The sequence below is a fragment of the Nocardia sp. genome (assembly GCF_025465275.1).
Classification (GTDB): Bacteria; Actinomycetota; Actinomycetes; order Mycobacteriales; family Mycobacteriaceae; genus Nocardia.
Genome location: NZ_JAODNK010000193.1, coordinates 99,675 through 125,569 on the forward strand (window position 1 = coordinate 99,675; position 25,895 = coordinate 125,569).

20 protein-coding genes and 1 pseudogene are annotated in these 25,895 nt (G+C 66.1%); 9 read left to right on the top strand and 12 right to left on the bottom strand.

The window, feature by feature from the left end; translation table 11 throughout:
• Positions 1-61: 61 nt before the first annotated feature.
• The 4 genes from JWN03_RS40080 to JWN03_RS40095 are packed head-to-tail and all read right to left on the bottom strand — an operon-like array spanning position 62 to position 6,301.
• A complete protein-coding gene (locus JWN03_RS40080; protein WP_297626895.1) occupies positions 62-1,543 on the bottom strand; it encodes an aldehyde dehydrogenase family protein in 1,482 nt (493 codons plus the stop codon).
• Positions 1,544-1,549: 6 nt separating this feature from the next.
• The gene (locus tag JWN03_RS40085) at positions 1,550-2,704 is read right to left on the bottom strand and encodes an aromatic ring-hydroxylating oxygenase subunit alpha (RefSeq protein ID WP_297626897.1); all 1,155 of its coding nucleotides are present in this window, start codon (positions 2,702-2,704) and stop codon (positions 1,550-1,552) included.
• Positions 2,701-3,849, bottom strand: a complete 1,149-nt coding sequence (gene solA / locus JWN03_RS40090) for an N-methyl-L-tryptophan oxidase (RefSeq protein ID WP_297626900.1) — start codon at positions 3,847-3,849, stop codon at positions 2,701-2,703. The genes JWN03_RS40085 and solA overlap by 4 nt, the downstream gene beginning before the upstream one ends.
• A gap of 4 nt (positions 3,850-3,853) precedes the next feature.
• On the bottom strand, positions 3,854-6,301 hold the full coding sequence (locus JWN03_RS40095; protein WP_297626903.1) for a GcvT family protein: 2,448 nt from the start codon (positions 6,299-6,301) through the stop codon (positions 3,854-3,856).
• Positions 6,302-6,495: 194 nt separating this feature from the next.
• On the opposite strand from JWN03_RS40095, the gene JWN03_RS40100 reads away from it, so the two are divergent.
• Together JWN03_RS40100 and JWN03_RS40105 are read left to right on the top strand one after the other, a co-directional pair.
• Complete coding sequence (locus JWN03_RS40100; protein ID WP_297626949.1) at positions 6,496-6,837, top strand: bifunctional 3-phenylpropionate/cinnamic acid dioxygenase ferredoxin subunit; 342 nt, start codon at positions 6,496-6,498, stop codon at positions 6,835-6,837.
• Entirely contained in the window at positions 6,834-8,018 is a 1,185-nt protein-coding gene (locus JWN03_RS40105; RefSeq protein ID WP_297626906.1) for an NAD(P)/FAD-dependent oxidoreductase, read from the top strand. The genes JWN03_RS40100 and JWN03_RS40105 overlap by 4 nt, the downstream gene beginning before the upstream one ends.
• Here JWN03_RS40105 and hutI read toward each other — a convergent pair.
• The 5 genes from hutI to hutH are packed head-to-tail and all read right to left on the bottom strand — an operon-like array spanning position 8,011 to position 15,003.
• Positions 8,011-9,219, bottom strand: coding sequence for an imidazolonepropionase (gene hutI / locus JWN03_RS40110; protein ID WP_297626907.1), 1,209 nt, complete (start codon positions 9,217-9,219; stop codon positions 8,011-8,013). The two genes, JWN03_RS40105 and hutI, sit on opposite strands and share 8 nt — an antisense overlap.
• Positions 9,210-10,529, bottom strand: a complete 1,320-nt coding sequence (locus JWN03_RS40115) for a formimidoylglutamate deiminase (RefSeq protein ID WP_297626909.1) — start codon at positions 10,527-10,529, stop codon at positions 9,210-9,212. Before JWN03_RS40115 ends, hutI begins: the two co-directional genes overlap by 10 nt.
• On the bottom strand, positions 10,526-11,773 hold the full coding sequence (locus JWN03_RS40120) for an allantoate amidohydrolase (protein ID WP_297626911.1): 1,248 nt from the start codon (positions 11,771-11,773) through the stop codon (positions 10,526-10,528). Before JWN03_RS40120 ends, JWN03_RS40115 begins: the two co-directional genes overlap by 4 nt.
• 30 nt (positions 11,774-11,803) lie before the next feature.
• Positions 11,804-13,453, bottom strand: coding sequence for a urocanate hydratase (gene hutU / locus JWN03_RS40125; protein ID WP_297626914.1), 1,650 nt, complete (start codon positions 13,451-13,453; stop codon positions 11,804-11,806).
• Entirely contained in the window at positions 13,450-15,003 is a 1,554-nt protein-coding gene (gene hutH / locus JWN03_RS40130; RefSeq protein WP_441343147.1) for a histidine ammonia-lyase, read from the bottom strand. The genes hutU and hutH overlap by 4 nt, the downstream gene beginning before the upstream one ends.
• A gap of 65 nt (positions 15,004-15,068) precedes the next feature.
• On the opposite strand from hutH, the gene JWN03_RS40135 reads away from it, so the two are divergent.
• Positions 15,069-15,881, top strand: coding sequence for an IclR family transcriptional regulator (locus JWN03_RS40135; protein ID WP_297626919.1), 813 nt, complete (start codon positions 15,069-15,071; stop codon positions 15,879-15,881).
• A gap of 121 nt (positions 15,882-16,002) precedes the next feature.
• Here the strand turns inward: JWN03_RS40135 and JWN03_RS40140 are convergent, their stop codons facing one another.
• Positions 16,003-16,401 carry a DUF885 family protein gene (locus tag JWN03_RS40140; protein ID WP_297626951.1) on the bottom strand — a complete coding sequence of 133 codons (399 nt, stop codon included), beginning with the start codon at positions 16,399-16,401 and terminating at the stop codon, positions 16,003-16,005.
• A 77-nt stretch (positions 16,402-16,478) separates the two neighbouring features.
• On the opposite strand from JWN03_RS40140, the gene JWN03_RS40145 reads away from it, so the two are divergent.
• Positions 16,479-18,785 carry an FdhF/YdeP family oxidoreductase gene (locus JWN03_RS40145; protein WP_297626922.1) on the top strand — a complete coding sequence of 769 codons (2,307 nt, stop codon included), beginning with the start codon at positions 16,479-16,481 and terminating at the stop codon, positions 18,783-18,785.
• 72 nt (positions 18,786-18,857) lie between these two features.
• Here the strand turns inward: JWN03_RS40145 and JWN03_RS40150 are convergent, their stop codons facing one another.
• Together JWN03_RS40150 and JWN03_RS40155 are read right to left on the bottom strand one after the other, a co-directional pair.
• The gene (locus JWN03_RS40150; protein WP_297626925.1) at positions 18,858-19,247 is read right to left on the bottom strand and encodes a hypothetical protein; all 390 of its coding nucleotides are present in this window, start codon (positions 19,245-19,247) and stop codon (positions 18,858-18,860) included.
• A gap of 102 nt (positions 19,248-19,349) precedes the next feature.
• Positions 19,350-19,478, bottom strand: coding sequence for a hypothetical protein (locus JWN03_RS40155; RefSeq protein WP_297626928.1), 129 nt, complete (start codon positions 19,476-19,478; stop codon positions 19,350-19,352).
• A 688-nt stretch (positions 19,479-20,166) separates the two neighbouring features.
• Between JWN03_RS40155 and JWN03_RS40160 the strand changes: the two genes are divergently transcribed.
• The 5 genes and pseudogenes from JWN03_RS40160 to JWN03_RS45895 form a co-directional block, all read left to right on the top strand.
• Positions 20,167-21,390, top strand: a complete 1,224-nt coding sequence (locus tag JWN03_RS40160; protein WP_297626931.1) for an oxygenase MpaB family protein — start codon at positions 20,167-20,169, stop codon at positions 21,388-21,390.
• Between the two features lie 141 nt (positions 21,391-21,531).
• Complete coding sequence (locus JWN03_RS40165; RefSeq protein WP_297626934.1) at positions 21,532-22,221, top strand: TetR/AcrR family transcriptional regulator; 690 nt, start codon at positions 21,532-21,534, stop codon at positions 22,219-22,221.
• A gap of 219 nt (positions 22,222-22,440) precedes the next feature.
• Complete coding sequence (locus tag JWN03_RS45665) at positions 22,441-22,695, top strand: beta family protein (RefSeq protein ID WP_366914544.1); 255 nt, start codon at positions 22,441-22,443, stop codon at positions 22,693-22,695.
• 502 nt (positions 22,696-23,197) lie between these two features.
• Positions 23,198-25,477, top strand: a pseudogene (locus JWN03_RS40170) (MMPL family transporter); the annotation flags it as partial.
• A gap of 21 nt (positions 25,478-25,498) precedes the next feature.
• A partial coding sequence (locus tag JWN03_RS45895; RefSeq protein ID WP_297626954.1) for a carboxypeptidase-like regulatory domain-containing protein occupies positions 25,499-25,895 on the top strand: 397 nt, incomplete at its 3' end.

Below are 25,895 nucleotides of genomic sequence, written 5' to 3' on the forward strand. Positions count from 1 at the left end.
TGCTGCCGTGCCTTCCGCGGTGCGGCCGTACGGGCTGTCCGGCCGAGAGGTAAAACTTCGATCAGACGCCCTTGAACCACTCCGCTGGCTTCGGTGCCAGGTTGTGCCAAATGTGTTTGATTTCTTGATATTCGGCCAAGCCGGTCGGGCCGAGCTCACGTCCGTTGCCGGATTTCTTGAACCCGCCCCATTCCGCCGCGGCGGTGTAATAGCCGAAGTCGTTGAGCCACACCGTGCCGTGTCGCAGTGCGCGCACCATGCGCTCACCGCGGGCGGCGTCGGCGGTGCGCACGCCGGCGGCGAGACCGTATTCGGTGTCGTTGCCGAGCCGGATCGCCTCGGCTTCGGTGGTGAATCGCTCCACGGTGAGGATCGGGCCGAATGTCTCCTCCTGCACGATCCGCATCGACCGATCACAGTGGTCGAAGATCGTCGGCAGGAAGAAGCTGCCATCGGCCAGCGCCGGGTCGCTCGGGCGGACGCCACCGGTCACGAGCTTCGCGCCCTCCGAAATGCCCAGCTCCACATAGGCTTCCACCTTCGACCGATGTTGCTGCGAGACCAGCGGGCCGGTTTCGCTGACCGGGTCGAGGCCGGGGCCGACCCGAATCAGCTCGGCCCGGCGCGCCAACTCCGCGACGAAGTCGTCAGCGATGGACTCTTCGACGACGAGTCGTGTTCCCGCCGAACAGACTTGGCCGGAGTGCAGGAACACGCCGGTCAGTACCTGGTCGACCGAGCTCTCCCAGTCGGCGTCGGCGAAGACGATGTGCGGGTTCTTGCCACCGAGTTCCACCGCGACCTTGGTGACGTGCTCGGCGGCGACCTTCGTGATCGTCCGGCCGGTCGCGAGGCCGCCGGTGAAGGAGATGAAGTCGACGTGCGGGTTATCGGTCAGCGCCGCACCGAGTACCGCACCACTGCCCTGCACCAGGTTCAGCACCCCGGGCGGCACGCCTGCCTCCTCGGCCAGGCGCACGAAGGCGATGGTGCTGAGCGGGGTCACCTCGCTCGGCTTGGCGACCATCGTGCAACCGGCGGCCAGGGCCGGGGCGATCTTCCACGACATCTGCAGCAGCGGATAGTTCCACGGTGCGATCAGCACACAGACACCGATCGGTTCCCGGACCACCCTGCTGACCACCATCGGATCGCCGACGTCGATCAGCCGATCGGCTTGTCCGGCAACCAGACTCGCGTAGTAGCGGAACACCGAGATCACATCGTCGATATCGATGCGGCTCTCCACCAGTGTTTTGCCGGTATCGACCGTCTCCAGATGCGCCAGCTGCTCCTTATCGCGGTGCAACAGGTCCGACATCCGCACCAGGAGCGCGGCGCGTTCGGAGATCGGTGTGGCAACCCAGGCCCCGTCGTCGAAGGCCGCGCGCGCTGCGGCCACGGCCCGGCGCGCATCGTCCGGTGTGGCCTCGTCCACGGTGTCCACCACCGTCCCGTCGGCCGGGTTGACGAGCCGGCGCAGGCCGCCGTCCGAGGCGTGCACCCATTCGCCGCCGATGAATAGGTCCGGGTTGCCGTTCATCTCATGTCACCTCTCGTCGCCGATACAGTCGTGCAGCCATTCGTGGAACTCCGAGATGTGATGCTCGGCGGGGACGAGTACTCCGCCGTCGCGGTAGGCACGCGAGGACATCGCGGGCTGTGTCCGCTCGCATGCCTCGAAATCCTGTTCGTTCACCCGATGGAACAATTCCACCGAACGGGACACATCGCGGCCTTCCGCGACCACGTCCGGCGTGTAGAGCCAGTCGCATTCGACAATGGTGCGATCCGCCGACATCGGAAACATTCGGTGGAAGATGATGTGGTCCGGCACCAAATTCACGAAGACCGTCGGCTTGATGGTGATCGCGTAGTAGCGGCGGTCTTGGTCTGGGCTGACACCGGGTAGTCGGTCGAAGCCCGCCGAGCCGTCGATGGTGAATCCGGAAATCGCGGGACCGAATTCGGCGCCGTGGCCGACGAAGACCTGGGCGGCAAGGCCGTCCGCGAACTCCGGCAAGACCTCGGTGAGTTCGGGGTGGATGGTCGCGCAGTGGTAGCACTCCATGAAGTTCTCCACAATAAGCTTCCAATTCGCCGCGACGTCGTAGACCACGCGGCGACCTACCCGCAATGTGTCTATTTCGTATCCGTCGATCGCGGTCGGACTGCCCAATCGCTCGGTCACCGCGCCCATGACGCTGTCTTCGAACGACGGCGGGTCGTCGGCCAGGCAGACCCAGGCGTAACCGAGCCACTCGCGCAGCGCGACCGGCACCAGGCCGTAGGCGACCCGGTCGATATCCGCGCCCCTCTCGTCCTTGAGCGCGGCCATATTGGGTGCGGCGACGAGTTTGCCGTCGAGCCCATAGGTCCACGCGTGATACGGGCAGCGCAGGTTGCGCCGCACCTGTCCTTCGTCCTCGGTGCACAGCATCGCGCCGCGGTGGCGGCAGATATTCAGGAAAGCGCGCAGCTGCCCATCCCGGCCCCGCACGATCAACACGCTCTCCCGGCCGACCTGCACCTTTTTGAACCGGCCCGCATCGGCGAGATCGCTCGAGCGCACCGCGCAGAACCACATCTGCTCGAAGATGCGTTCCTGTTCGGACGCGAAAATCCGTTCCTCGACGTACCACCGGCCACCCAGAGTGGGAATCAGTGCCGGTGCCACCACCGGCGGTGTGTCCGCGGTCGTCATGCGGTCACCAGCCTTTGCGGGTCGAAAAGTGCGATGGGATGAGCGGTCTTCGCCTCGGTGGCCAGATCGGCCAGGATTTCACCGACCACCGGGACGAACTTGAAGCCGTGGCCCGAGAAGCCGCAGGCGATGGTCACCCGCGTGGAGTCGGGATGGCGGGCGATCACGAAATGCTGATCGGGGGTATTGGAGTACATGCAGGTCGCCGAGTGCACCAGCGGACCGTCAAGGGACGGAAGGAGCTCGGCGACACGCTCGCGCATCTCCCGGATCTCGTGCGGATGCACCACGCGGTCGATGGTTTCCGGCGTGCACTCGATGCCTTTGCGGAAGAATGCCGTCTTCACCCCGCCGGTGGGTCCGTCGATCGCCGGAAAACCGTAAATCTGCATGCCTGCGACACTCTCGGCGATGTAGATCGGCTGGTCCTCGAAAGCCGCTGTGCCGCCTACCGGGTCGAGCCAGTACAGCACCTGGCGTTCGATGGTGATCGGGATGCCGAACTCGGACAACAACTGTGGCGCCCAGGCGCCCGGACAGACGACAAGCTGGTTCGCGCGGTAGGTGGCCCGGGCCGTCGTGACCGTCACGCCGTCGCTGGTCTCCGCCCAGTCCAGCACCTCTTCACCGAATGACAGGGTCGCACCCGAACGCAGGGCCAGGTCGATGTGCGCCTGCACGGTCAGCTCCGGACGGGCGAACCCGGCTTTGTCCTCATAGACCGCGATATCGTCCGGCTCGGGGGTGAAATTCGGGTACCGCCGCCGGATCTCGGCCGCATCCATAACCTCGTGCGGCAGTGACCATTCGCGGCTCGCGCGCAGACTGCCCGCGACCGTCAGCGATTCCGGTGGCCCGAGGAACAGTCCGCCGGTGAGCCGGAAGACCTCCCGGCCGCTGTCGGCCGCCAACTGCTCCCAGAGCTCGTAGGAGCGCAGCAGCAGCGGCACATACGCGGGATCTTCGAAATAGGACTGCCGAATGATTCGGGAGCCGCCGTGACTCGAACCCTTGTCGTGGGCGGGCGTGAACTTCTCGAGTCCGAGCACGCGTTGCCCGCGGGCGGCCAGATGATAGGCGGCGGCACTGCCCATTCCACCGAGACCGATCACAATGACGTCGTAACCGTCTGTCGCCGTGGTCATTTCGCTACCTCCTGATCCGGGACATTTCGGGGTCCACCACCGGTTCGGAATGCACGACGGCGGCATAGCGGGTGCCGAGGTATTCGACCTCGACCTCGTCGCCCGGCGCGGTGGCCGCCGGCAGCCAGGCGTACGCGATGCTGTGACCGATGGTGGCCGAATAGCCCGCGCTGGTGACATAACCCGCACACACGCCGCCGACGTACACCGGCTCCTTGCCGAGCACGACGGCCGCCGGACTGTCGAACACGATGCTGCGCAAGATCTTCGCCGGCGGCTCCGCCTGCTCCAGCGCGGCTTTGCCGATGAAATCGGCCTTGCTCATGCGCACCGCGAAATCGAGACCCGCCGCCGCCGGACGATGCTCGGTGGTCATATCGGTTCCCCAACCGCGGTAACCTTTTTCGATACGCAGGCTGTTGAATGCGATCCGGCCCGCCGCGATGGCCTCGTGTGCCCGACCGGCGTCCCACAGCAGATCCCAGAGCGCGCTGCCGTATTCGGCCGTCGTGTAGATCTCCCAGCCGAGTTCACCGACGTAGGACACGCGCATCATCGTCACCGGAACAGCGCCGAGATAGGTGTTCGAGGCGCGGAAATACTTGAATGCCTGATGTGACAGATCGTCGGAGCACAGGGGCTGCACCAGATCTCGTGCCGCCGGACCCCACACCCCGATACAGCAGGTGCCGCCGGTGATGTCACGCAGCGTCACCGAGCCGTCGGCGGGTAGATGTCTGCTGAACCAGTCGAAGTCCAGCGGACCGTTGGCGCCCACCTGGAATCGCTGTGGCGCGAGCCGGGCAACGGTGAGATCGCTTCGGACGCCGCCGTTCTCATCGAGCATCAGCGCGTAGGTCACCGAGCCGACACTCTTGTCCAGATTATTGGTGGTGAGCTGCTGCAGCAGTTCCAGTGCGCCCGGTCCGGCCAGTTCGTAGCGGGTCAATGGCGTCATATCGAACAAGGCCACGTGCTCCCTGGTCCAGTGCGCCTCCGCGATGGAGATCGTCGACCAGAAGTTGGCCGACCAGCCGTCACGGTCCGGGAACGCGAAGCCCTCATCGCGAAGGCGTTGCATCAGAACGGCATTGGCCTCGTACCATGCCGGCCGCTCCCAGCCGCCACCCTCGAAGAAGAACGCTCCGAGTTCCTGCTGGCGGGGGTAAAAGGGGCTGGTGCGCAGGCCGCGCAGGGCCGTTCGGTGCTGATGCGGGTGGATGATGTCGTAGACCTCGACGAAGGCCTGCGAACTGGTCTCGAGGATGAATCGGGCGCTGCGCGCGGCGTCTTCGAAGCGGTACAGGTCGCATTCGTGCACGTCGGTGTGCGCTGCGCCGTCGATGATCCACTCGGCGGTCGCCTTGGCCACACCGGCCGCATGGGTGACCCACACCGCCTCGGCGACCCAGAATCCCGCCAGGTCGCGGTGCTCGCCCATGATCGAGAAGCCATCGGGGGTGAACGAGAAGATCCCGTTGAACCCCTCCTCCACCTTCGAATCACCCAGCGCGGGAAGCAGTTCCATGGACTCTTGCCAGGCGGGGGCGAAATCCTCGTCGGTGAAAGAGAGCATCGATGGCATATCCGTACCCGCGGTGGCCAGCGTCGAGAGGTCCACCGGCATGGGCTTGTGCCCGTAGTAGCCGATGCCGATCCGATCGCCGTGCTCGCGGAAGTAGAGGTCCTGATCCTGATGCCGCAGGATCGGCAGGTTCGCCTCGCGGAGTGCGGTATTGCGCCCCTCGAGCGCGGAGATCCGGCCGGTCTTGGCGTACTGGTGCGCCATCGGCACCAGCGGCACTACCAGGCCGGCCTTCGCGGCCACCTCGGCGCCCCAGAAGCCGGCCGCGCAGATGACGATGTCCGCATCGATGATTCCGTCGGCGGTTTCCACACCCGCCACCCGCCCGCCACGCTCCACGATGCCGAGTACTTCCTGATACGGGCGGAATCGCGCACCGCGTGCGGTCGCGAGCCGGGCCTGCGCGCTCGCCGCGCGCAGCGCCTTGGCCAAACCATCTGCGGGAGTATGGAATCCGCCGAGAATCCGATCGGCATCGAGCAGTGGATGCAGTACGGCGCACTCGGCCGGCTCGAGGAGCCGTCCCTCGATTCCCCACGACTGCGCCCACCCGGCCTTGCGATGCAGATCCTGCCAGCGCTCGGGTGTCGTGGCCACCTCCAAGCCGCCGACCGGATTGAATACCCAACCCTCTTCATGATCGAGCGCCAGAAATTTCTCTGTCGTGTACCGGGCGAACTCCGTCATTGTCTTCGACGAGTTCGTCTGGAACACCAAACCTGGTGCGTGCGAAGTGGAGCCGCCGGTGGTGAACAGTGGCCCGCGATCGAGGACCGTGACATCCGTCCAGCCGCGCGAGGTTATTTCATCAGCTAACGAGGTTCCGACGATTCCGGCTCCGATGATGACAACTTTCGGGTGAGCCAAGACGTGCCTCCGATGTTGCTTGATGCGCAACGTAATCGCATTACGCAACAAATGGTCGACCCGATCCGGCGGCCTGTCAACCGCTGGAAACCTACTGTTCACAAACAGATTCCAGGGTTGACCGCCGCCGGAAACCCGCGCAAACTGTTGCGTGATAAGAGACGTGTTGCGTAATGAGCAACTCTGGAGGACTGATGGGTTCCCTGGCCGAACAATCGGAAACAACTACCGCAGAGCTGTTCGTCGCGCCCCTGACCGATCTGCCGCTGGGTGAGGTCGCCACGGTGACCCCGGACGGCGCCCCGCCGATCGCGGTATTCCATACCGAGAACGGACTTTTCGCGATCGACGACACCTGCACGCATCAGGACGCGTCGCTGTCCGACGGCTGGGTGGAGAACTGCACGGTCGAATGCCCGTTGCACGAATCGTGCTTCGACCTGCGCACCGGCGCGGTGTCCGGTCCGCCGGCCAAGATCGCGGTGCGGATACACGCGGTGCGAGTGGTCGACGGCGACGTGTGGGTGCAGTTGTGAACGCTGACCCGGTAGTCGTGGTCGGCGCATCACTGGCCGGGTTCTCGCTGGTGCGAGCACTGCGCGAACACGGTCACGACGGCAACATCACGGTTGTCGGCGACGAACCACACCTTCCCTACGACCGGCCGCCGCTGTCCAAAGAGTTCCTGCAGGGCGATATCGATCTCGCACTGGGCGAAGGGGCGGAAGCGAATTGGATTCTCGGCCGCCGAGCGAACGCACTCATCAGAACCGAGGCCGGGCCCGGGGTCGTCCTGGACGACGGGACCCGAATCGCCGGACATTCGCTGGTACTTGCGACAGGCGCACGCGCCAGATCATTGCCCGGCGCGGAGAAAATGGGTGGCATACACACGCTGCGCACTCTCGAAGACGCCCGCGCCATCCGTGATTCGCTGCGCACCGCGAAAACGGTGGTGATCATCGGCGCGGGCCTGATCGGCGCCGAAATTGCCTCTACCGCAGTAACTCTCGGCATCGCTGTGTCCATCGTGGAAATCTCCACCGACCCGCTCACCGCGGTATTCGGCCCACATATCGGCCCGCTCTGCGCCGCGATGCACGGCGCCAACGGCGTCCGGTTGCTGACCGGTGTCGCTGTCGAGAAATTCATCGGCGACGAACACGTCCGCGCGGTCCGATTGAGCGATGGCACCGAACTCACCGCCGACGCCGTGGTCATCGGCATCGGCGCCGTGCCCAATACCGAATGGGCCCGGGCTGCGGGCTTGGCTGTCGACAGCGGGTTCGTCACCGATTCTCTGTGCCGCACTTCGATTCCCGGCATCTACGCGATCGGCGACTGTGCCCGCAGCTACAACGAAGCGCTGGGTGCACACCACCGCTCCGAGCATTGGACCAATGCGACCGTCCAGGCCCGCATCGCCGCAGCCACCATTCTCGGCGCCCCGCAGCAGCAACCCATCCCGGTGCCGTATTTCTGGTCACGGCAGTACGGGCGAACACTGCAGTTCGCGGGCCGCTGCCGAGCAACCGACGAGGTTCGCTTCCTCGACGGAGACCCGTCGAGTCCGTCGTGCATCGCGCTCTATGAGCGCGACGGTGTACCGGTGGCGGTCTTCGCCATCGATCACCCCCGCCTTTTCACCCGGTACCGCAAACACATCGAGCGACTGACCCCGATGTCGATCTCAGCCCCCTCGCTATCCCTCAGCTGAGCCCGGGGTGGGCCGGAGTGGCGGACCCCTCCACCAGCCCGCCCCGACACCACACCGCCCAGGTGAGCGGGACGCCCGGCCGGTAGGCCAGGTGGACGGCCGAGGGCGCGTCGAGGATATGCAGATCGGCTCGGGCGCCGGGCCGCAGCACACCGACCGCACCGTCGGCGGTGAGATCGCGGCCCAGCGCCAGCGCGCCGCCGGCGGTGGCGGCCCAGATGGCTTCCTCCACCGACAGCCTCATCTGCAGGACCGCGGTGGCCACACAGTAGGCCATGGACGTGGTGTAGGAGCTGCCCGGATTGGCGTTGGTGGCCAGGGCTATTCGCACACCGGCATCGAGCAGGCGGCGCGCCGGAGCAAGGGGCTGGCGGGTGGAGAGATCACACGCGGGCAGCAACGTCGCGATGGTGGAGGACGAGGCGAGCGCTTCGACATCGGCGTCGGTGAGGTGCGTACAGTGGTCGACACTGGCGGCGCCGTGCCGGACCGCCAGCTGCACACCGGGTCCGGGGCCGAGCTGATTGCCGTGCACGCGGAGACCGAGGCCGTGCGCCCGGCCCGCCGCCAGTACCCGGGCGGACTGCTCGGCATCGAAAGCGCCTGTCTCACAGAAGACATCGATCCAGCCGACATGCTCGGCGACGGCCTCCAGCATCGGGCCGCACACCAGATCCAGATAGTCGTCGGCGGGTATACCACGGGGCACGATGTGCGCGCCCAGGAACGAGACCTCGTCGGCAACCTCGGCTGCCAATGCGGCACAACGCTTTTCATCGGCGATGGTGAGGCCGTATCCCGTCTTCGTCTCCAGGCAGGTGGTGCCCTGTCGCAGCGCCTCCTCCCGCAGCCGCTCGAGCGTGGCAGCCAGCGTCTCGTCGCTCGCGGCGCGAGTGGCCTCGACGGTGGTCTGGATACCGCCGGTCGAGTACGGCATTCCGCTCATGCGTGCGCCGAACTCCGCCGTGCGGTCACCGGCGAACACCAAATGGGTGTGGCTGTCGACCCATCCGGGCAGCACTGCCCGGCCGCCGGCATCGATGCGATGATCAGCGGCAGGGGCACGGGGCGCCGCTCCGATCCAGCGCACCCGTTCGCCTTCCACAACCAGGGCCGCATTGCGCAACACACCGAATTCCACTGTGTTGGTGGTGAGTTCGCCGATCCCATCGATCAGCGTTGTCACGGCGTTCACTGCCATAGCGCTCCGATCTCCGTAGCGAGAGCGTGGGCTACGTTGTCGATGGTCCGATGGGTCCGGTCACGGACGATCCAGCGACCCGCCACCATGACGTCGGTGACGTCGGCGGCCGTTGCCGCGGAGAGGATTCCGGCGCCGTCCGCGCCCGCCGTGCGGGGCGAGGCAGTGTCGACGCAGACCAGGTCTGCCCCCTGACCGGGCGTGAGTGCGCCCACGCCGGTCCAGCCGGAGGCGGCGTGAGCCGTTGCCGCGGAGAGCAATTCCCCGGTGTCGAATCGGCCGCGGCGGCCGCTGGCGAGGCGTTCGTGCAGTTCCAGAGCGCGGGTCTCGTGCCAGGGGTCGATGACCGTCTGGCCGTCACTGCCGAGGCAGAGGCGTACCTGTGCATCGGCGAGGCGACGGGCAGGGCCGATACCGTCGGCCAGATCGGCTTCGGTGCTGGGGCACAGGCAGACCCAGGAGGGGGCGAGGGTGGTGATATCGACGGGAGTGAGGTGGGTGGCGTGCACGGCCATCGTGTGCGGAGTCCAGGCACCTGCCGAGGCCAGCAGTTCCGTCGGCGTACAGCCGTAGGTGGCGAGGCATTCCGCGTTCTCGCGGGGCTGCTCGGACAGGTGGACGTGGAGCGGTTTACCGGTCGCGGCGCGTACGACGGCAGGGAGTTGTTCGGCAGGAACCGCGCGCACCGAGTGGATGGCCGCGCCGATGAGAACCAGATCGCCTGCCGGACGGAAGGATTCGACCCGGACTGCCCAGCCGTCGGCGTCCCCGTCGTCGAAGCGTTGCTGCACGCCGGCGGTGGGCTGCCCGAAACCGCCTGCCAGATAACACACATCGAGCAGCGTCAGGCGGATACCCGCGTCGGCGGCCGCGGCTACCAAGGCATGCGAGAACTCGTTGGGGTCGGCGTAGCACTGGGAGCCGGCGGAGTGATGCAGATAGTGGAATTCCGCGACGCTGGTGTAGCCCGCGAGCACCATCTCCGTGTAGACGGCGCGAGCCAGCCGGTAGTACGAATCCGGTTGCAGCCGTTCCGCTACCGCATACATGCGCTCCCGCCAGGTCCAGAAACTGCCGCGATCATCATGAGTGCGCCCGCGCAGCGCCCGGTGGAAGGCGTGCGAGTGCGCATTGGCGAACCCTGGCAGCACCATCCCCGGCAGGATGGTGCAGCCCGGCTCCGCCCCGGCCGTGACGGCCGTGATGACGCCCTCCGCAATATCGATCCGCACCGCGTTCGCCACCCCACCGGGCAGCCATGCCCGCGCACACCAGTAGCTGCTCACCCCTCCGGACTCCGCCCCGCTCATCCCGCGAGGCTCCGCAGGACGCGCGCCAACTCGGCGGTGCCGTGGTCGATGTCGGCGGGTTCGGCGAACTCCTGGGGCGCGTGGCTGATGCCGGTGGGGTTGCGGACGTACAGCATCGCGGTGGGTACGAAGTCGGCCAGCACCGCGGCATCGTGCCCGGCTCCGGTCGGCAGGACGGGCGCGTTGCCGAGCAGGGCGCGCAGGCGGTCTCGCAAGGCCCGGTCGAAGGCTGCGGTGCCCTCGTAGGATTCCTCTCGCACCGCCACCGTGCAGCCTTCGAGTTCTGCTGCCGCCCTGGCCTGTTCGGTGATCTCGGCAACCAGTGCGAGCACGTCGCCGGGCTCGGGCAGCCGTGCGTCCAGCCACACATCCACCTGGGAGGCGATGACATTGGTGCCGCCCGGTGTGGGCACCAGCCGCCCCACCGTGGCGCGCGCGTCGGGCACGGCGGCCGCCGCCGCCCGCACCGCGGTGATCATTCGGGCGGCGGGCAGCATGGGATCGTGGCGATCGGTCATGAGCGTTGTGCCCGCGTGATTACCCTGCCCGGTGAAGGTGAATCGCCACCGGCCGTGCGGAATGATATTGCTGCCCACCGCGAGCGGCGCGTCCAGGTGAACCAGTCCCCTGCCCTGTTCCACATGCAGCTCCACGAAAGTGCCTATCCGGCTGAGGGTTTCGCTGTCGCGGCCGAAGTGTCTCGGATCCTGCCCGGCGCCGCGCGCCGCCTCGGCGAACGTGGTGCCGTCGCTGTCGCGCAGGGCGAGCACCCGTTCGGGTGCGAGAGTCCCGGTCAGCAGGCGCGATCCGAGGCAGGGCACCCCGAACCGCCCGCCCTCCTCCTCCGCGAACACCACGATGGCCAGCGGCCGCCGCGGCACGAACCCCTCCGCACGCAGCAGATCGAACACGGCCAGCGCACTCACCACGCCCAGCGGCCCGTCGTACGCGCCGCCGCCCGGGACCGAATCCAGATGGCTCCCGGTCACCACCGCATCCGCGCCAGGCCGCCCGAACCACGCCCACACATTGGCATTCCGATCGCTGTGCACCTCCAGCCCCCGCGCCCGCGCCGCCCCGCGGAACCACTCCCGCAGCTCGCCCTCGGCGGTGGTGAACACGTGCCGCGAATACCCGCCGCGCGTCCGGTCGGCCCCCACCCGATCGATCTCCGCCAGCAGGTCATTGGCGGACGGCCGCGACGGGACCGGCCCATCCCCGGCATCACCGGCCCGAGCTGTCATCGATTCACCTCGGTCGAAGAGTTCACTGATTCACCTGTCCCACATCGGAATTCGTACATCACGCTGCTTGGCGACCTGGTCTGCTTCCGGATAGCCCGCGTCCACGTGCCGCAGCACACCCATACCCGGGTCATTGGTGAGCACCCGCTCGATCTTCTGCGCGGCAAGTGGCGTCCCGTCGGCGACGGTGACCTGTCCGGCGTGGATCGAGCGGCCCATGCCGACGCCGCCGCCGTGGTGGATGGACACCCAGCTGGCCCCGGAGGCAGTGTTGACCAAGGCATTCAGCAGGGGCCAGTCGGCGATGGCGTCGGAGCCGTCGGCCATGGCCTCGGTTTCGCGGTAGGGGGATGCCACCGACCCGCAGTCCAGGTGGTCGCGCCCGATCACGATCGGGGCGGAAACCTCACCGTTGGAGACCATTTCGTTGAAACGCAATCCGGCGGCGTGCCGTTCGCCGTAGCCGAGCCAGCAGATACGGGCGGGCAGGCCCTGGAAGGCCACCCGTTCGCCGGCCAGGCGCATCCAGCGGGCCAGGGATTCGTTCTGCGGGAACAATTCCAGGATGGCGCGGTCGGTGGCCGCGATATCGGCCGGATCGCCGGAGAGCGCGACCCACCGGAACGGGCCCCTGCCCTCGCAGAACAGGGGACGGATGTAGGCGGGCACGAAGCCGGGGAAGTCGAAGGCACGCTCGTATCCGGCCAGCTTCGCTTCGCCGCGCAGGGAATTGCCATAGTCGAATACTTCCGCCCCGCGGTCGAGGAAGCCCACCATCGCGCCTACGTGGATGGCCATGGAATCCCGTGCGCGCTTGGTGAATTCATCGGGCTTCCGGCCCGCGTAGTCGTCCCAGTCCTCGAGCGCGATGCCGATCGGCAGGTAGGTGAGCGGGTCGTGCGCGGAGGTCTGGTCGGTGACGATATCCACCTCGACCTCCCGCCGCAGCAGCTCCGGCAGCACCTCCGCGGCATTGCCGATGACCGCGACCGACAGTGCGCGCCGTTCACGCTTGGCGGCCTCGACCCGCCGCAGCGCATCGTCGAGGTCGGTGGCCACCTCGTCCAGGTATCGGGTCTGCACGCGGCGCTGCGCATGCTCAGGATTGCATTCGATACACAGCGCCACCCCGCCGTTCATGGTGACGGCCAGCGGCTGTGCGCCACCCATGCCGCCCAGTCCCGCTGTGATGGTGAGGGTTCCGGCGAGGCTGCCGCCGAACCGCTTGGTGGCCACCGCCGCGAAGGTTTCGTAGGTGCCCTGCAGAATGCCCTGGGTGCCGATGTAGATCCAGGATCCGGCGGTCATCTGCCCGTACATGGTCAGACCCAGGCTTTCGAGCCGCCGGAACTCCGGCCAGTTCGCCCAGTCCGGAACGAGATTCGAATTGGCGAGCAGCACGCGCGGCGCCCACTCGTGGGTGCGCAGCACGCCGACCGGCTTTCCCGACTGCACCAGCAGCGTCTCGTCCTCGCGCAGGTCGATCAGGGTGCGGGTGAGGGCGTCGAAACTGGGCCAGTCCCGGGCGGCCTTGCCGGTGCCGCCGTAGACGACCAGATCGTCCGGCCGCTCGGCGACCTCGGGATCCAGGTTGTTGTGCAGCATGCGCAGGGCGGCCTCGGTCTGCCAGCCGCGAGCGGTGAGTGTGGTGCCGCGGGCCGCGCGAACGGTTCGGGTCATGAGTTCGAAACCCCCTGGTCGAGAAGATGATTGATGGCGCCGGACCGAATCAGTTCGGTCACGGCAGCGATATCGGGCGCCAGATGCCGATCCGGTCCCGGACCGGGCACACGCTCGCGCACCAGATCCCGGGCCGCACCGGTGACGGGTGCGGGCCGCAACGGCGCACGGAAGTCCAGAGCCCTTGCAGCGGTGAGTAATTCGATGGCCAGCACGGTGGTCAGCCCGTCCACGGCGCGGCGCAGTTTGCGCGCGGCCGCCCAGCCCATCGACACGTGGTCCTCCTGCATGGCGCTGGACGGAATGGAATCCACCGAGGCCGGGGCGGCGCAGCGCTTCAGCTCCGACACCACGCCCGCCTGGGTGTACTGGGCGATCATGTAGCCGGAGTCCACGCCCGGATCGGCGGCCAGGAAGGCGGGCAGGCCGTGCGAGCGGTTTACATCCAGCATGCGGTCGGTGCGCCGCTCGGCAATGCTCGCCACATCCGCGACGGCAATGGCCAGGAAGTCCAGCACATAGCCGACGGGCGCACCGTGGAAATTGCCGTTGGATTCCACCCTGCCGTCGGCCAGCACCACGGGATTGTCTATGGCCGAAGACAATTCGCGCTCGGCCACGGTCTCGGCGTGGGCCAGGGTGTCGCGGGCGGCGCCGTGCACCTGCGGGGCGCAGCGCAATGAATACGCATCCTGTACCCGCGGGCAGTCGTCCCCGCGGTGACTGGCCATGATCTCCGAACCGGCCAGCGCCGCACGCATATTGGCCGCCGCGGTGGCCTGGCCAGGATGCGGGCGCAGCTGTTGCAGATCGGCCGCGAACACCCGATCGGTGCCCAGTTGCGCTTCCACGCTCATGGCGGCGGTCAGATCCGCGAAATCGAACAGCCGATGCAGATCGGCAATCGCCAGCGCCAGCATGCCGAGCATGCCGTCGGTGCCGTTGGTGAGCGCCAGGCCCTCCTTCTCGGCCAGGGTGATCGGGGTCAGCCCGCAATCGGTGAGCGCCTGGGCGATCGGGTACTCCCCCTCGGGGCCGAGCACCGACCCCTCGCCCATGAGCGCCAGCGCCACGGCGGCCAGCGGGGCCAGATCGCCCGAGCAGCCAAGCGAACCGTATTCGGGCACAACGGGAATCAGCCCGCTATCCAGCAGTCCCGCCAGCGCCTGCGCCGTCCCCGGCCGCACCCCGGTGTGACCGGACATGAGGGTGCGCAGCCGCAGCAGCATCATGGCCCGCACCACCTCGGCCTCCACCGGCGTGCCCGCCCCGGCCGCATGCGAGCGGATGAGCGAGCGCTGCAGATCGGTGCGGCGCTCGGGCGGAATGTGGCGCAGGGCGAGCGCGCCGAATCCGGTCGAGACGCCGTAAACGGGTCGCTCGCTGTGTGCCAGCTCGTCGATGTGACGACGCACCTGAGCCAGCCGGGCCAGGGCGGCCGGGGCGAGTTCCACCGCGGCGCCGTGCCGCGCCACCGCGACCACTTCGGACAGAGTCAGCGGGTCCGCACCCACCAGTACCCGCTGGGTTCCGATTGTCATGAGCACCATTCCATCGCCTCGGACGGCAAGGATCGAGCACCCACGACGGGGATTCGTCTGGTATTTCAGACAATATGAGCGGTGATATTCCGGCCCTGCGGCGCGGCCTGCGGATCCTGGACCTGCTGGCCCAGCGGACGGGCCCGGTGCCCGCCGCGGCCATCGCCCGGGAGCTGGGCATTCCGCGGTCGTCGACATATCAGCTGCTCAACGAGTTACAGGCAGCCGGATACGTGGCCTATCTGGCGGCCGAACGGCGCTACGGCCTGGGGGTGGCGGCCTTCGAATTAGGTTCGGCGTATCTGCGCCACGATCCGCTCGAGCGGGTGGCCGCGCCGTTGCTGCGCACCCTGGTCGACGCGGTCGGCTGGACCGGGCACCTCGGGATTCTGCACGGCAATGAATCGCTGTACCTGATCGAGCAGCGCCCGGCCCGGCCGCAGACGCTCATCACCGATGTCGGGGTACGGCTGCCCGCGCACCTGACCGCGACGGGCCGGGCCATGCTGCGTCATCTCGCGCCGGCGCACGTGCGGGCCTTGTTCCCGGGCCCGGCCGCGTTCCCGATGCGCACGCGGCGCGGCCCTCGCGATCTGCGCGCGCTGCGCCTTACCCTCCGGACCGAGACGGCGCGCGGCTGGTCGGTCGAGGACGGTTATGTCACCGCAGGTTTCGCGACCGTCGCGGAGGCGGTGTTCGATCACGGCGGGCGCCCGATCGCCGCGCTGAGCATTACGCTGCGCCATCACTGTCCGGACGAATCGGACGAATCTGTCGAATGTGGCGAGACCTGGCCCGAATTGGCCGCCGCGGTACGGGCGACCGCGGCGGCGCTGACCGCCAGCATCGGCGGCCGCCCACCGCCACCGACCGGTCCGCTTGGATAGGACGAGTTCGGGCACGACGCGGCAGCTGCCGGGCCGACCGATGGTCATAGCCTGACGACCTCGCGTGCGAGGTCGTCGAGCCCGAGGGAGCCCTGCGACAGGGCCGCCATGTGCCAGCTTTTCAGATCGAATGCATCACCATGCCTTTGCGAGCATTCTCGCGGCCATTCAGCCAGACCCGTTCGCCGAGTTTGTAACAGATGGCTTGCCCCGGGAGGCTGAGGTAACGGACCATCTCACTGTCGAGCTGATCGGCGGGCAATCCGCAGTAGCAGCCGTAGAATTCGCGGGCACTGTGCGGTGTCACCTGCTCGCCGGCCGCGAAGGGCGATTCGGCGGGGAACTTCTTACCGACGTGCATCCCGATGTCGATGATCACGCGCTGGATGCGCTGCATCTGGGCGTTGAGGAAACCGAGCTGAGTGGGCGGATCGGAGACGTAGCCGAGCTCGTTCATGAGGTGTTCGGCGTAGGTCGATGTTACGTATGGCGGGCGGAGCCGACAATCATGAGGGCTAATATCTCGTTAATCTGTAGTTGATCGATTTGCCCGCCATTCCCGCAGCACGATTCCGATGTCGCGAAAGGGCTACGACAATGACCGAATCCCCCGAGGACAACACGCCCGCAGGCGGGCGCGGACCCACCGGAGGGACCCCGTCGCACAAGCCGTACAAGCATCCGACGGCAGGATGGGGCGCCGCGGTGTCGGTGGGCAAGGTCCTGCTGAAGGCGGATGAACCGATCAACTCCGCACGCCTGATGACCACGATGAACCATGAGGGCAAGGGATTCGACTGCCCGGGCTGCGCGTGGCCCGATGATCAGCACGGCTTGCATCTGGACCTGTGCGAGAACGGCATCAAACACGCCACCTGGGAGATGACGCCCAAACGGGTCGGGCCGGAATTCTTCGCCGAGCACACCGTCACGGAACTGAGCGCATGGAACGACCATGATCTCGAGGACCAGGGCCGGCTCACCGAGCCGATGTCCTACGATCCCGGCACCGATCGCTATGTTCCGGTGTCCTGGTCGGAGGCTTTCGAATTGTTCGGCGGCAGTCTTCGCGAGCTGGACTCACCGCATCGTGCGCTGTTCTACACCTCCGGGCGGCTGTCGAACGAGGCGACGTTCCTGTACCAGCTCTTCGTGCGCGAGTTCGGCACCAATAACCTGCCCGACTGCTCCAATATGTGCCACGAGGCGAGCGGACGGGCGTTGACCGCCGCGGTGGGCACCGGTAAAGGCACCGTCGATCTCAACGACATCGACCAAGCCGACACGATTTTCGTGATGGGAGTCAATGCGGCCTCCAATGTGCCGCGCATGCTCACCGCACTGGCCGACGCCTACAGCCGCGGCGCACGTGTCATACACGTCAATCCGCTCATCGAGGCCGCATCGGGGCGCACCATCGTGCCGCACGAGTTCCGTGCCATGGCAACCTTTCACGCCACCCCGACCGGAACCATGAACCTGCAGCCGCGCATCGGCGGCGACCTCGCGCTGCTGCGCGGTATCGCGAAATCGGTACTGGAGCGCGCGGACGGCGGGGCGCAGGTACTCGACGAGGAGTTCCTGTCACGGTTCACAACCGGCTTCGAGGACTATCGGGCGCTGTGCGCGCAGACATCCTGGTCGGACCTGGAGACAGCATCGGGGCTGAGTAGTGCCGAAATCCATTCGGCGGCAAACATTTACGCAGACGCCACCCGCACCGTTATCATGTGGTGTCTGGGCATCACGCAGCAGGAGCACGGCGTCGACACGGTGCGTGAAATCGTCAATCTGCTACTCCTGCGCGGCAATATCGGCCGGGAGGGCACCGGGCTCTGCCCCATCCGCGGGCACAGCAATGTGCAGGGCAACCGCACCTGCGGAATCGACCACCGCCCCGGCGCGGAATTCCTCGACCGACTGGCCGCCGCCTGCGATATCGACCCGCCGCGCGAACCGGGGCTGGACACCGTGCGCGGACTGGAGGCGATGGACCGTGGCGAGATAGCCGTATTCCTCGGCATGGGCGGCAATTTCGCGCTCGCGGCACCCGATACCGACTTCACCGCCCAGGCGCTGGGCAAATGTGCACTCACCGTGCATGTTTCGACCAAGTTGAACCGATCCCACCTGGTGCACGGACAACGCGCACTCATCCTGCCGTGCCTGGGACGTACCGAACGGGATACGCAGGAATCCGGCGAACAGTCTGTGTCGGTGGAGGATTCGATGAGCATGGTGCACCTCTCGCGCGGCATGAAGCCGCCCGCGGCGCCCAGCCTGCTCTCCGAACCCGCCATTATCGCCGGCCTGGCCCGCGCCACCCTGCCCGACAGCACCACACCGTGGGAGCACTACATCGGCGACTACGACCGAATTCGGGACACTATGCAGCGCGCACTCGACGGATTCGAGGACTTCAACCGCAGGGTCCGTGGCCCGAACGGCTTCCGCCTGCGCCAACCCGCCCGCGAACGCATCTTCCTCACCCCCTCCGGCCGAGCCGAATTCTCCCTCGCCCCACTCCCCGTATCCCGCACCGGCGAAGGCCTGCTGACCCTCGCGACCGTCCGCTCGCACGACCAGTGGAACACCACCATCTACTCCGCCAACGACCGCTACCGCGGCGTCCACAACCTCCGCACCCTGATCTTCCTCAACCCCGAGGACATGCGCGAACGCGGACTCTCCGACATGGACCTGGTGGACATCACCAGCATCGCCAAGGATGGCAGCGAACGCACTGTCAACCGATACCGCGCCATCCCCTACGACCTCCCCCGCGGCAACGCCGTCGGCTACATGCCCGAACTCAACGTGCTCTGCGCCATCGGCGACTTCAGCCCCCAAAGCGATCAGCCCCTCATGAAGCACCTGACCGTCTCGGTGCGCCGATCCGGATAGGGAGACCGTGCGTAAACGCGGGCATGGACCGGGGCCTCGCGGGACGAAGACAACGCGCGCAAACCCCAGCCCTCACCAGACCTGGATGGTCCCCCAACAACCCTTGCCTGCACTTCCCGAAACCCAGGGTGTCTCGAGTTCGAAGGGAATCGGACCCGGCGGCTGCGGGCCGACCTCGACCCGGGAGTGCGGGTTGAAGTACGCGCTCGGCAGGATCACCCGGATGTTCAGTGCGGGAATCCGGAACTGGGACGTATCGGTGAACTGGAAGCTGGTGTCGATATCAATATTGAACGGGGTATTCGCCGGCACGCCGACCTCGGTCGTCGAACAGTAGCCGTTGTGGAAACCGAGCTGCACGGTCGGCGGCGGATCCGCGACCGCAGACGGCGCACCGATCACCAGCACTGCAAGAACGGTCGCCGACATGGCTCCGAGCACACCGCTGTGAATGCCCCGCATTGTCGATCCCTCTCGTTCCTGACCGATAGGACCCTGGAAGCGAGAATACGCCGCAACCTCACGATCGAATGCGAACCGGGAATACGACCGACCCGGCGGGCATTACATCAACTCCTCGATCAAGCCGAGCACCTCGGCCTTGCTGTACCCGTTGGCGTGTGCGGTCTCAATCAGTTGGCGCGTGGCCTGCTCCACGGGCGCCGACGTCGGCGCGGTGGCAGTGACCCGCACGCCCTGCCGCGCTCGATCTACTACCGCTCGTCGATGTGCAGCGCCGGGATTGGAACTCGGCCCGCAAGTGCGTCGAGGTCATCTGCCTAGCAGCGAAAGTGCACGGCGCACCCGCAAATCTGGCACTCCGACTCGACCGCCACCTGCGGCATCTCGCCCAGCGCGGCCGCATCGAGCACACACGACTACCCTCCCCCACGGACCCCTTCCACGACCCACGTTTCCTCCCACATGCGGCACCCTCCCGCACCTAGGTCGCGCCTGTAAGTCGTTGCGCCAGAGTTGATTTGTGTTACCCGGACCATTCAGATCGGCCGCAACCACCGGACCGGGCCGGACGACCATCGGCACTCCCCCGGCCGCCGCAAAACAACCCACACGGCCCGACCCCGCGTGCCCCGCAAAATCGAACAGCGACTCACCTCAACGACGGTCGAAACTGATCCAGGCATCCGGCGACGGCGGGCGTGTCAGTGCAACGGTCCGCTGCTTCCGGCGGACCCCAGGTCCAACTGGTTGAGGAGATTCTGAATAACAATCCACGGGTTCATTTGCTGGTCCTTCGTCTTGGTGGTCGGCGAAAGTCCTCGCCGGCCGGTTGTGATGGCAGTCACGGTGTGATGTCATAAAGATACTCAGATACATACAGAGTGTCTTTGTAACAGGCTCGATGAAGAGGGACCGTAGCATGGATGCACATCGGCTCAGTAGACGTGACGCATTGAGGACAGGTGGAGGGCTTTTGGGCGCGGTCGGTGCACTGGCACTGGGTGCGCGAACTGCGAGGGCAGAGCCCTGGTCCTGGTCGCCGAACGATTCGGTGGTCGGCAGCGGCGGCGGGGCCGATCCGTTGACGGTGTACGACCCCGAAGCGGACTCGGTTTTGGCGGATGTGATCGACCATGCCGATGTGCCCGAGGTGAACAGACTGCTGGCGACCTGGACCCGCAACGGTCAGCCCTTACCGGCCGGCCTGCCGAAGGGCTTGGCCGACTTCATCGAATCCGCCCGTCAGCTGCCGTCGTGGACCGACCCGGGCAAGCTGGCGAGCTCGTTCGAGTTCACCAAGAAGCGCGGCCTCTACCTGGGTGTTCTCTACGCCTTCGCCAGCGGGATGATGTCCACGGCTATTCCCCACGAAGCGCTAGCGGTGTACTACTCGCGGGGTGGGTCGCATTTGAAGGAACGTATCGCGAAGACTGCGAAATTCGGGTACGACATCGGCACGGTCAACGCCTACGGAGATGACGGCGAGATGGTCGTGACCTGCGTGAAGACCAGGATTATCCATGCGTCCGTGCGGCATATCCTGCCGCAGTCACCGCATTGGCCGTCGGGCATCACTCCGATCAGCCAGGACGACCTGATGGTCACCTGGCACAGCTTGGCGACCACCATCATGCGGACACTCAACGCGTGGAAAGTGCCCATCCCGGCCGCCGAATCCGATGGTTACCTGCACAGCTGGCAACTGGCCGGTCACCTGCTCGGCATCCGTGACGAATACATCCCGGCGACGTGGGATCAGGCCGACGCGCAGGCCGCACAGGTGCTCGACCCGATCCTGGCACCGACCGCCGAGGGTAACGACCTGGCCAACCAGCTGCTCAACCTCGGCGCCGACCTCGATCTGACTCTGCTCAGCCGGCCCATCCTGGGCGCGTTCACCCGATTTGTCATGGGAGACAAGGTCGCTGACTGGCTCACCATTCCCCGAGAGCCGGTATGGAGCCCGCTGCTCGAAATCGCGTGGGGCCCGTTCGTCGCCGTCCGGGAAGGCGTGTTGTCGGTGGCTCCGGTCGTGGACGCGCCCTATTGGATGTTCGACGAGTTCCTGCGCCAGTTCGCGCTCTGGTACGTGGCCGAGCTTCGCATGCCGCTCAGTATCGAAATCCCTTTGACCAACCGCTGATTCACGTCTGCGGTAGGCCTGCGCGCGGCGGGTGCGAGGAACAGTGTTGCGCTGCCCTTCGCCCGCCACGCCGCTGCGCTCGCCGCCGAGGTCATACGATGGAACAGCCGATGTACCTACGTATCTTCGAGGAAGGCACCCGTGGAATCCGCGCTACCCGCTGGTACTCCCCCAGCCGGTAAATCCCTGCTCGAACGCGCCTACCTCGAGGCCATCGAACAGGCCGACAACACCGACGGGATTCGCGCACGCATCCTCGACGCGGCCAACCAGCAATTTCAACGATGGGGTATCCAGCGCTCGACCATGGAGGATGTAGCTAAGCAGGCGGGCGTCTCACGCATCACCGTCTACCGCCGGTTCGCCACCAAGGACGAGCTGGTCGAGCAGGTTGTCCTGCGTGAATTCCGCCGCTACTTCGACAAGTTCCTCGTCGATATCACCGTGGCCGCAACCCCGGGTGATCGCGTAGTACTCGGCTTCGTGAGCTCCCTGCGCGCACTACGCGGCAATCCACTGATCGGCTCCCTGATCACCGAGGAACCCGACCATTTTGTCAGTACGCTCATCGGCGACGGCGGGCGAGCGGTAGCCATGGTCAGCGAATTCGTCGCCCACCAGCTCCGCCAGGAGCAGCGCGCCGGCACCATCTCCCCAGACCTGCGCACCGAACTGGTCGCCGAGTTGATGGTCCGAATCTGTGCCTCGTTCCTGGCGATCCCGAGCCAGGTCGTCGATCTCGACGACGACGAGCAGCTGGCCGCGATCGCCCGCCAATTCCTCGTCCCGATGCTCGAGCCACCGACCGCACGCACTCATGACCTATCGTAACGACTGTTCGACATAGCAAGCCCCAGCGTCGCTACCGGCCGTGGGCAAGCCACCGACTCAGAGTGCCCGATTTATTACCGATGGAGAGCTCCCACGAGTCCCCGTTCGGTCCGATACTTCGAGCAATGACTCGAGCAGCGTAGCTCGAAGCGTTATCGCGTTGAAGGACAGAGGGATTCGCGATTCGAGCGGCTTCTTCCCGCCAGACAGCAGTCACCGATGAACAGAACAACACACTATGTGCCGATCTTGAAAGACCGTCGCGGCGAGCTGACAGCCTTGAAGCACATGGCAGATGAGCTAGCCGAAATCTGTTTACCTCTCATCGATTTCGTCCCCGGCAACAGTTCCCGGACCGAATCCGATGGACAGCGTGCGATGTCGCCGAGGCAGACGCTCGCAGAGAACGCCACGCCCGATTCTTCGACATCTGTGGAGAGATGGCCGGCCAGCCCGAGTTCACCCCGGGATTGACTTGGGGCGACCAGGAAATCCAGGCGCGTGGCCACCATGAGAACCGCTTCCGTCGAGCAAGGAACCCGGGCCGGGTAACGCATCCACCTGGCGAGCCATCGGCACCAGTCACCACATCGGATTCGCCGCCGCCGCCATCACGGCCTTGCCGTGCAGCGAGATCAACAGGGACGCCGGTAGTTGTCGGTGGATCTGAGTCTCCGTCGACAGCAATCCCTCAGCGGTGGCGGCGGGCAATCTACGTGAGCCCGAGAGCAACTCGGATGCTGTGCTTGTTCCACCGACCGGACCCCGCCGACTACAGTGTCGATTTCTCGTGCGGTAAACTCGCGAAACTTGAGGTTACTCCTCCATTTACGGCTTTCTGTCGATCGACCAGTCTTACGGTGCGGTAGATCGGTAGAGCGGGCCGGGGGAACTGTTCGCATGCGTTGCGGGCCGCGAAAGTGTTGTACACGGGCCCCGAAGTCGGCACACCGGATACCACCTAGGAGAACCCTTCGTGTCCGTATACCTTTATCGGTGGGGCAAATTCGCGTTCAGACGCAAGTGGATCGTTCTTCCGGTGTGGCTCCTACTGCTCGCGGCGCTCGGAGTCGGGGGCAGCTTGCTGAGCAAGCCGATGAGCGACAAGTTCAGCATGCCGTCGCTACCGTCGGAACGCGCTACCGACATCTTGGATAAGCAGTTCCCAGGCATGTCAGGACAGTTCGGCATCGATGCCGTCAGCGGAACGTACGTCATCAGGGCACCTGCGGGTACGAAGCTGACCGATAAGGACAATGCTGCCGCCATCGAGGCGCTCATCACCGATCTCACGCACCTTTCGGTCGACGACGGCCACAAGCGACTCGTCACCGAAAAAGACGCTGCGGCACTGAAAAACCCGATCGCGGCGACCAAGGCGATGGGATGTCTGACCGATGCCAACCCGGCGGTGTGCGCCGGTGCGCCGCTGAATGTGCTGAACAAGGATGCACCGGCCACTGTCGCGGTGCTCTCGGTGCCATTCGATATCGCCTCGGCAGCGGACATCACCGACGCACAGCGCCGGGCCGCCTACGATGTGGCCGCCCCTGCTCGCGCGCACGGGTTGACCGTCGAGATCGGCGGGGCGATCGAGCAGAAGCAGAAGCAGCCGAGCGGTCACTCCGAGATGATCGGCATGGGGGTGGCGCTGGTCGTCATGGTGATCGCCTTCGGGGCCATCGTGGCAGCCTTCGTGCCGATCGTCACCGCCATTGTCGGGCTCGGTGCCGCCATGATGGTGATTTCGCTGAGCACCTCGATCATCGAGATCCCAAGCTTCACAACGTTTCTGGCGTCGATGATCGGTATCGCGCTATCCATCGACTACGCGCTGTTCATCGTCTCCCGCTACAAGCATGAACTGCATGTCGCGGAAAGTTCCGAAGAGGCCGCGGGCATCGCGGTCGGTACCGCCGGTTCCGCGGTGGTGTTCGCCGGACTCACCGTCATTGTCGCCCTGGGTGCGCTGAGCATCGTCGGGGTGAACTTCCTGACGTTCATGGGCCTCGGTGGTGCCGTCGCAGCCTTCTTCGCGGTGCTCACCGCCATCACCCTGATGCCCGCTTTGCTCGGCGCTTTCGGCCGTTTCCTGTTCACTCCGAAGCTGCCGATGGTCGCCCGGCACGACCCGGAGGACGACACCTCCATCACCATCGGTACCCGGGTGGCCCGCCTGATCGGCAAACGACCACGGGTCGCATTGATCATTGCCGTGGCGGCCTTGGGCACGTTGGCCGCTCCGGCACTCGGGTTGCAGTTGGGGCTGCCGGGTGAGAACAGCTTCCCGACCGATTCCACGGTCCGGCAGGCCTACGACATCAGGACGGCGGGCTTCGGCGAAGGCAGCAACGGCGTGCTGACCGTCGTCGCCGATCTGGAGAAGGTCCCGGCGGGCGAGCGCGATGCCGCGGTCGCCGCGCTGCACGATCGGCTTGCCGGGTTCTCGGCGATGGACTACGTCACCGCACCGAAGCTCAGTGCGAACAAGCTCGGCGTAATGCTCAGCGGTGTACCGAAATTGGGGCCCAACAACCAGGCGACCAAGGATTTGGTGCGCGCGGCTCGCGACGCCGAAGGCGGGCTGACCGAGCGGTACGGCATCGAGTACGGAATCACCGGAACCACCGCCATTTACGCCGATATGGACCACGTCCTACTCGGCAAGATCGTGCCTTATCTGGCGATCGTGGCCGGTGCGGCCTTTGTGCTGTTGATCCTGGTTTTCCGGTCGATCCTGGTGCCGCTCACCGCGGCTCTCGGTTTTCTCCTGTCGATGGCCGCTACCTTCGGCGCTACCGTACTGGTTTTCCAGGAAGGCACCTTCGGCCTGATCTCCGATCCACAGCCGATCATCAGTTTCCTGCCGATCATGTTGATCGGCTTGGTATTCGGGCTCGCCATGGACTATCAGGTGTTCCTGGTGACGCGCATGCGTGAGGAATACGTACACGGTAAGTCACCGACGGACGCCATGATCTCCGGTTACCACCACGGAGCCCGCGTGGTCACCTCGGCGGCGATCATCATGATCTCGGTGTTCGGCTCCTTCCTGCTGGAATCCGATGTCACCGCCAAATCCATGGGCTTCGCCCTCGCCTGCGGCGTCGCGATCGATGCTTTCGTGGTGCGCATGGTGGTGGTGCCTTCCCTGCTGGTGATCATGGGACACCGATCCTGGTGGATCCCGCAGTGGCTCAACCACATCCTGCCCGATATCGACGTCGAGGGCGCGAAACTGCGCGCGCTGCGGCGGCCTGTACATCCCGACCTTCCTGTGTCTGTCGATGCCGCATCCTCCGAGCCAACGGAGCTCCCGGCCCCGGTCTCGGCCGAGCAGATCGGGAGCACGCAAGCTGCACCGGATCGCACTGATCAGGTCGCCACGCACAGCCGACAGGCGGTCGCCTCCGAACCACTTGCCCCGGTCGATCACGCCGCTGCGCGCCTCGGGCTCGTCGCCCGCGAGCTGCGCCACGGTGGACGGACGATCGGTGGCCACATTCGCCGGGACGACCAGCACCCCGTACCGGCGGCGACGTTGACACTGATCAGCCAACGCGGACAACAGGTTTCGCGGGCGACCGCAGACGGCAGCGGCAGCTACACCATCGAGCCGCCCGCACCTGGCAGCTATGTCTTGATCGTCTCAGCGGACGGACATCAACCGACCG

Excerpts from the sequence above, each read along its gene's own strand:
- solA (WP_297626900.1), bottom strand. The coding sequence starts at position 3,849 with ATGACCACGGCGACAGACGGTTACGACGTCATTGTGATCGGTCTCGGT.
- JWN03_RS40135 (WP_297626919.1), top strand. The coding sequence starts at position 15,069 with ATGAGCGGTGATATTCCGGCCCTGCGGCGCGGCCTGCGGATCCTGGAC.
- JWN03_RS40150 (WP_297626925.1), bottom strand. The coding sequence starts at position 19,247 with ATGCGGGGCATTCACAGCGGTGTGCTCGGAGCCATGTCGGCGACCGTT.
- JWN03_RS45665 (WP_366914544.1), top strand. The coding sequence starts at position 22,441 with ATGAACAGAACAACACACTATGTGCCGATCTTGAAAGACCGTCGCGGC.
- JWN03_RS40145 (WP_297626922.1), top strand. The coding sequence starts at position 16,479 with ATGACCGAATCCCCCGAGGACAACACGCCCGCAGGCGGGCGCGGACCC.
- JWN03_RS40100 (WP_297626949.1), top strand. The coding sequence starts at position 6,496 with ATGGGTTCCCTGGCCGAACAATCGGAAACAACTACCGCAGAGCTGTTC.
- JWN03_RS40115 (WP_297626909.1), bottom strand. The coding sequence starts at position 10,529 with ATGAGCGGGGCGGAGTCCGGAGGGGTGAGCAGCTACTGGTGTGCGCGG.
- JWN03_RS40085 (WP_297626897.1), bottom strand. The coding sequence starts at position 2,704 with ATGACGACCGCGGACACACCGCCGGTGGTGGCACCGGCACTGATTCCC.
- JWN03_RS40120 (WP_297626911.1), bottom strand. The coding sequence starts at position 11,773 with ATGACAGCTCGGGCCGGTGATGCCGGGGATGGGCCGGTCCCGTCGCGG.
- hutI (WP_297626907.1), bottom strand. The coding sequence starts at position 9,219 with ATGGCAGTGAACGCCGTGACAACGCTGATCGATGGGATCGGCGAACTC.
- hutU (WP_297626914.1), bottom strand. The coding sequence starts at position 13,453 with ATGACCCGAACCGTTCGCGCGGCCCGCGGCACCACACTCACCGCTCGC.
- JWN03_RS40160 (WP_297626931.1), top strand. The coding sequence starts at position 20,167 with ATGGATGCACATCGGCTCAGTAGACGTGACGCATTGAGGACAGGTGGA.
- JWN03_RS40080 (WP_297626895.1), bottom strand. The coding sequence starts at position 1,543 with ATGAACGGCAACCCGGACCTATTCATCGGCGGCGAATGGGTGCACGCC.
- hutH (WP_441343147.1), bottom strand. The coding sequence starts at position 15,003 with ATGGTGCTCATGACAATCGGAACCCAGCGGGTACTGGTGGGTGCGGAC.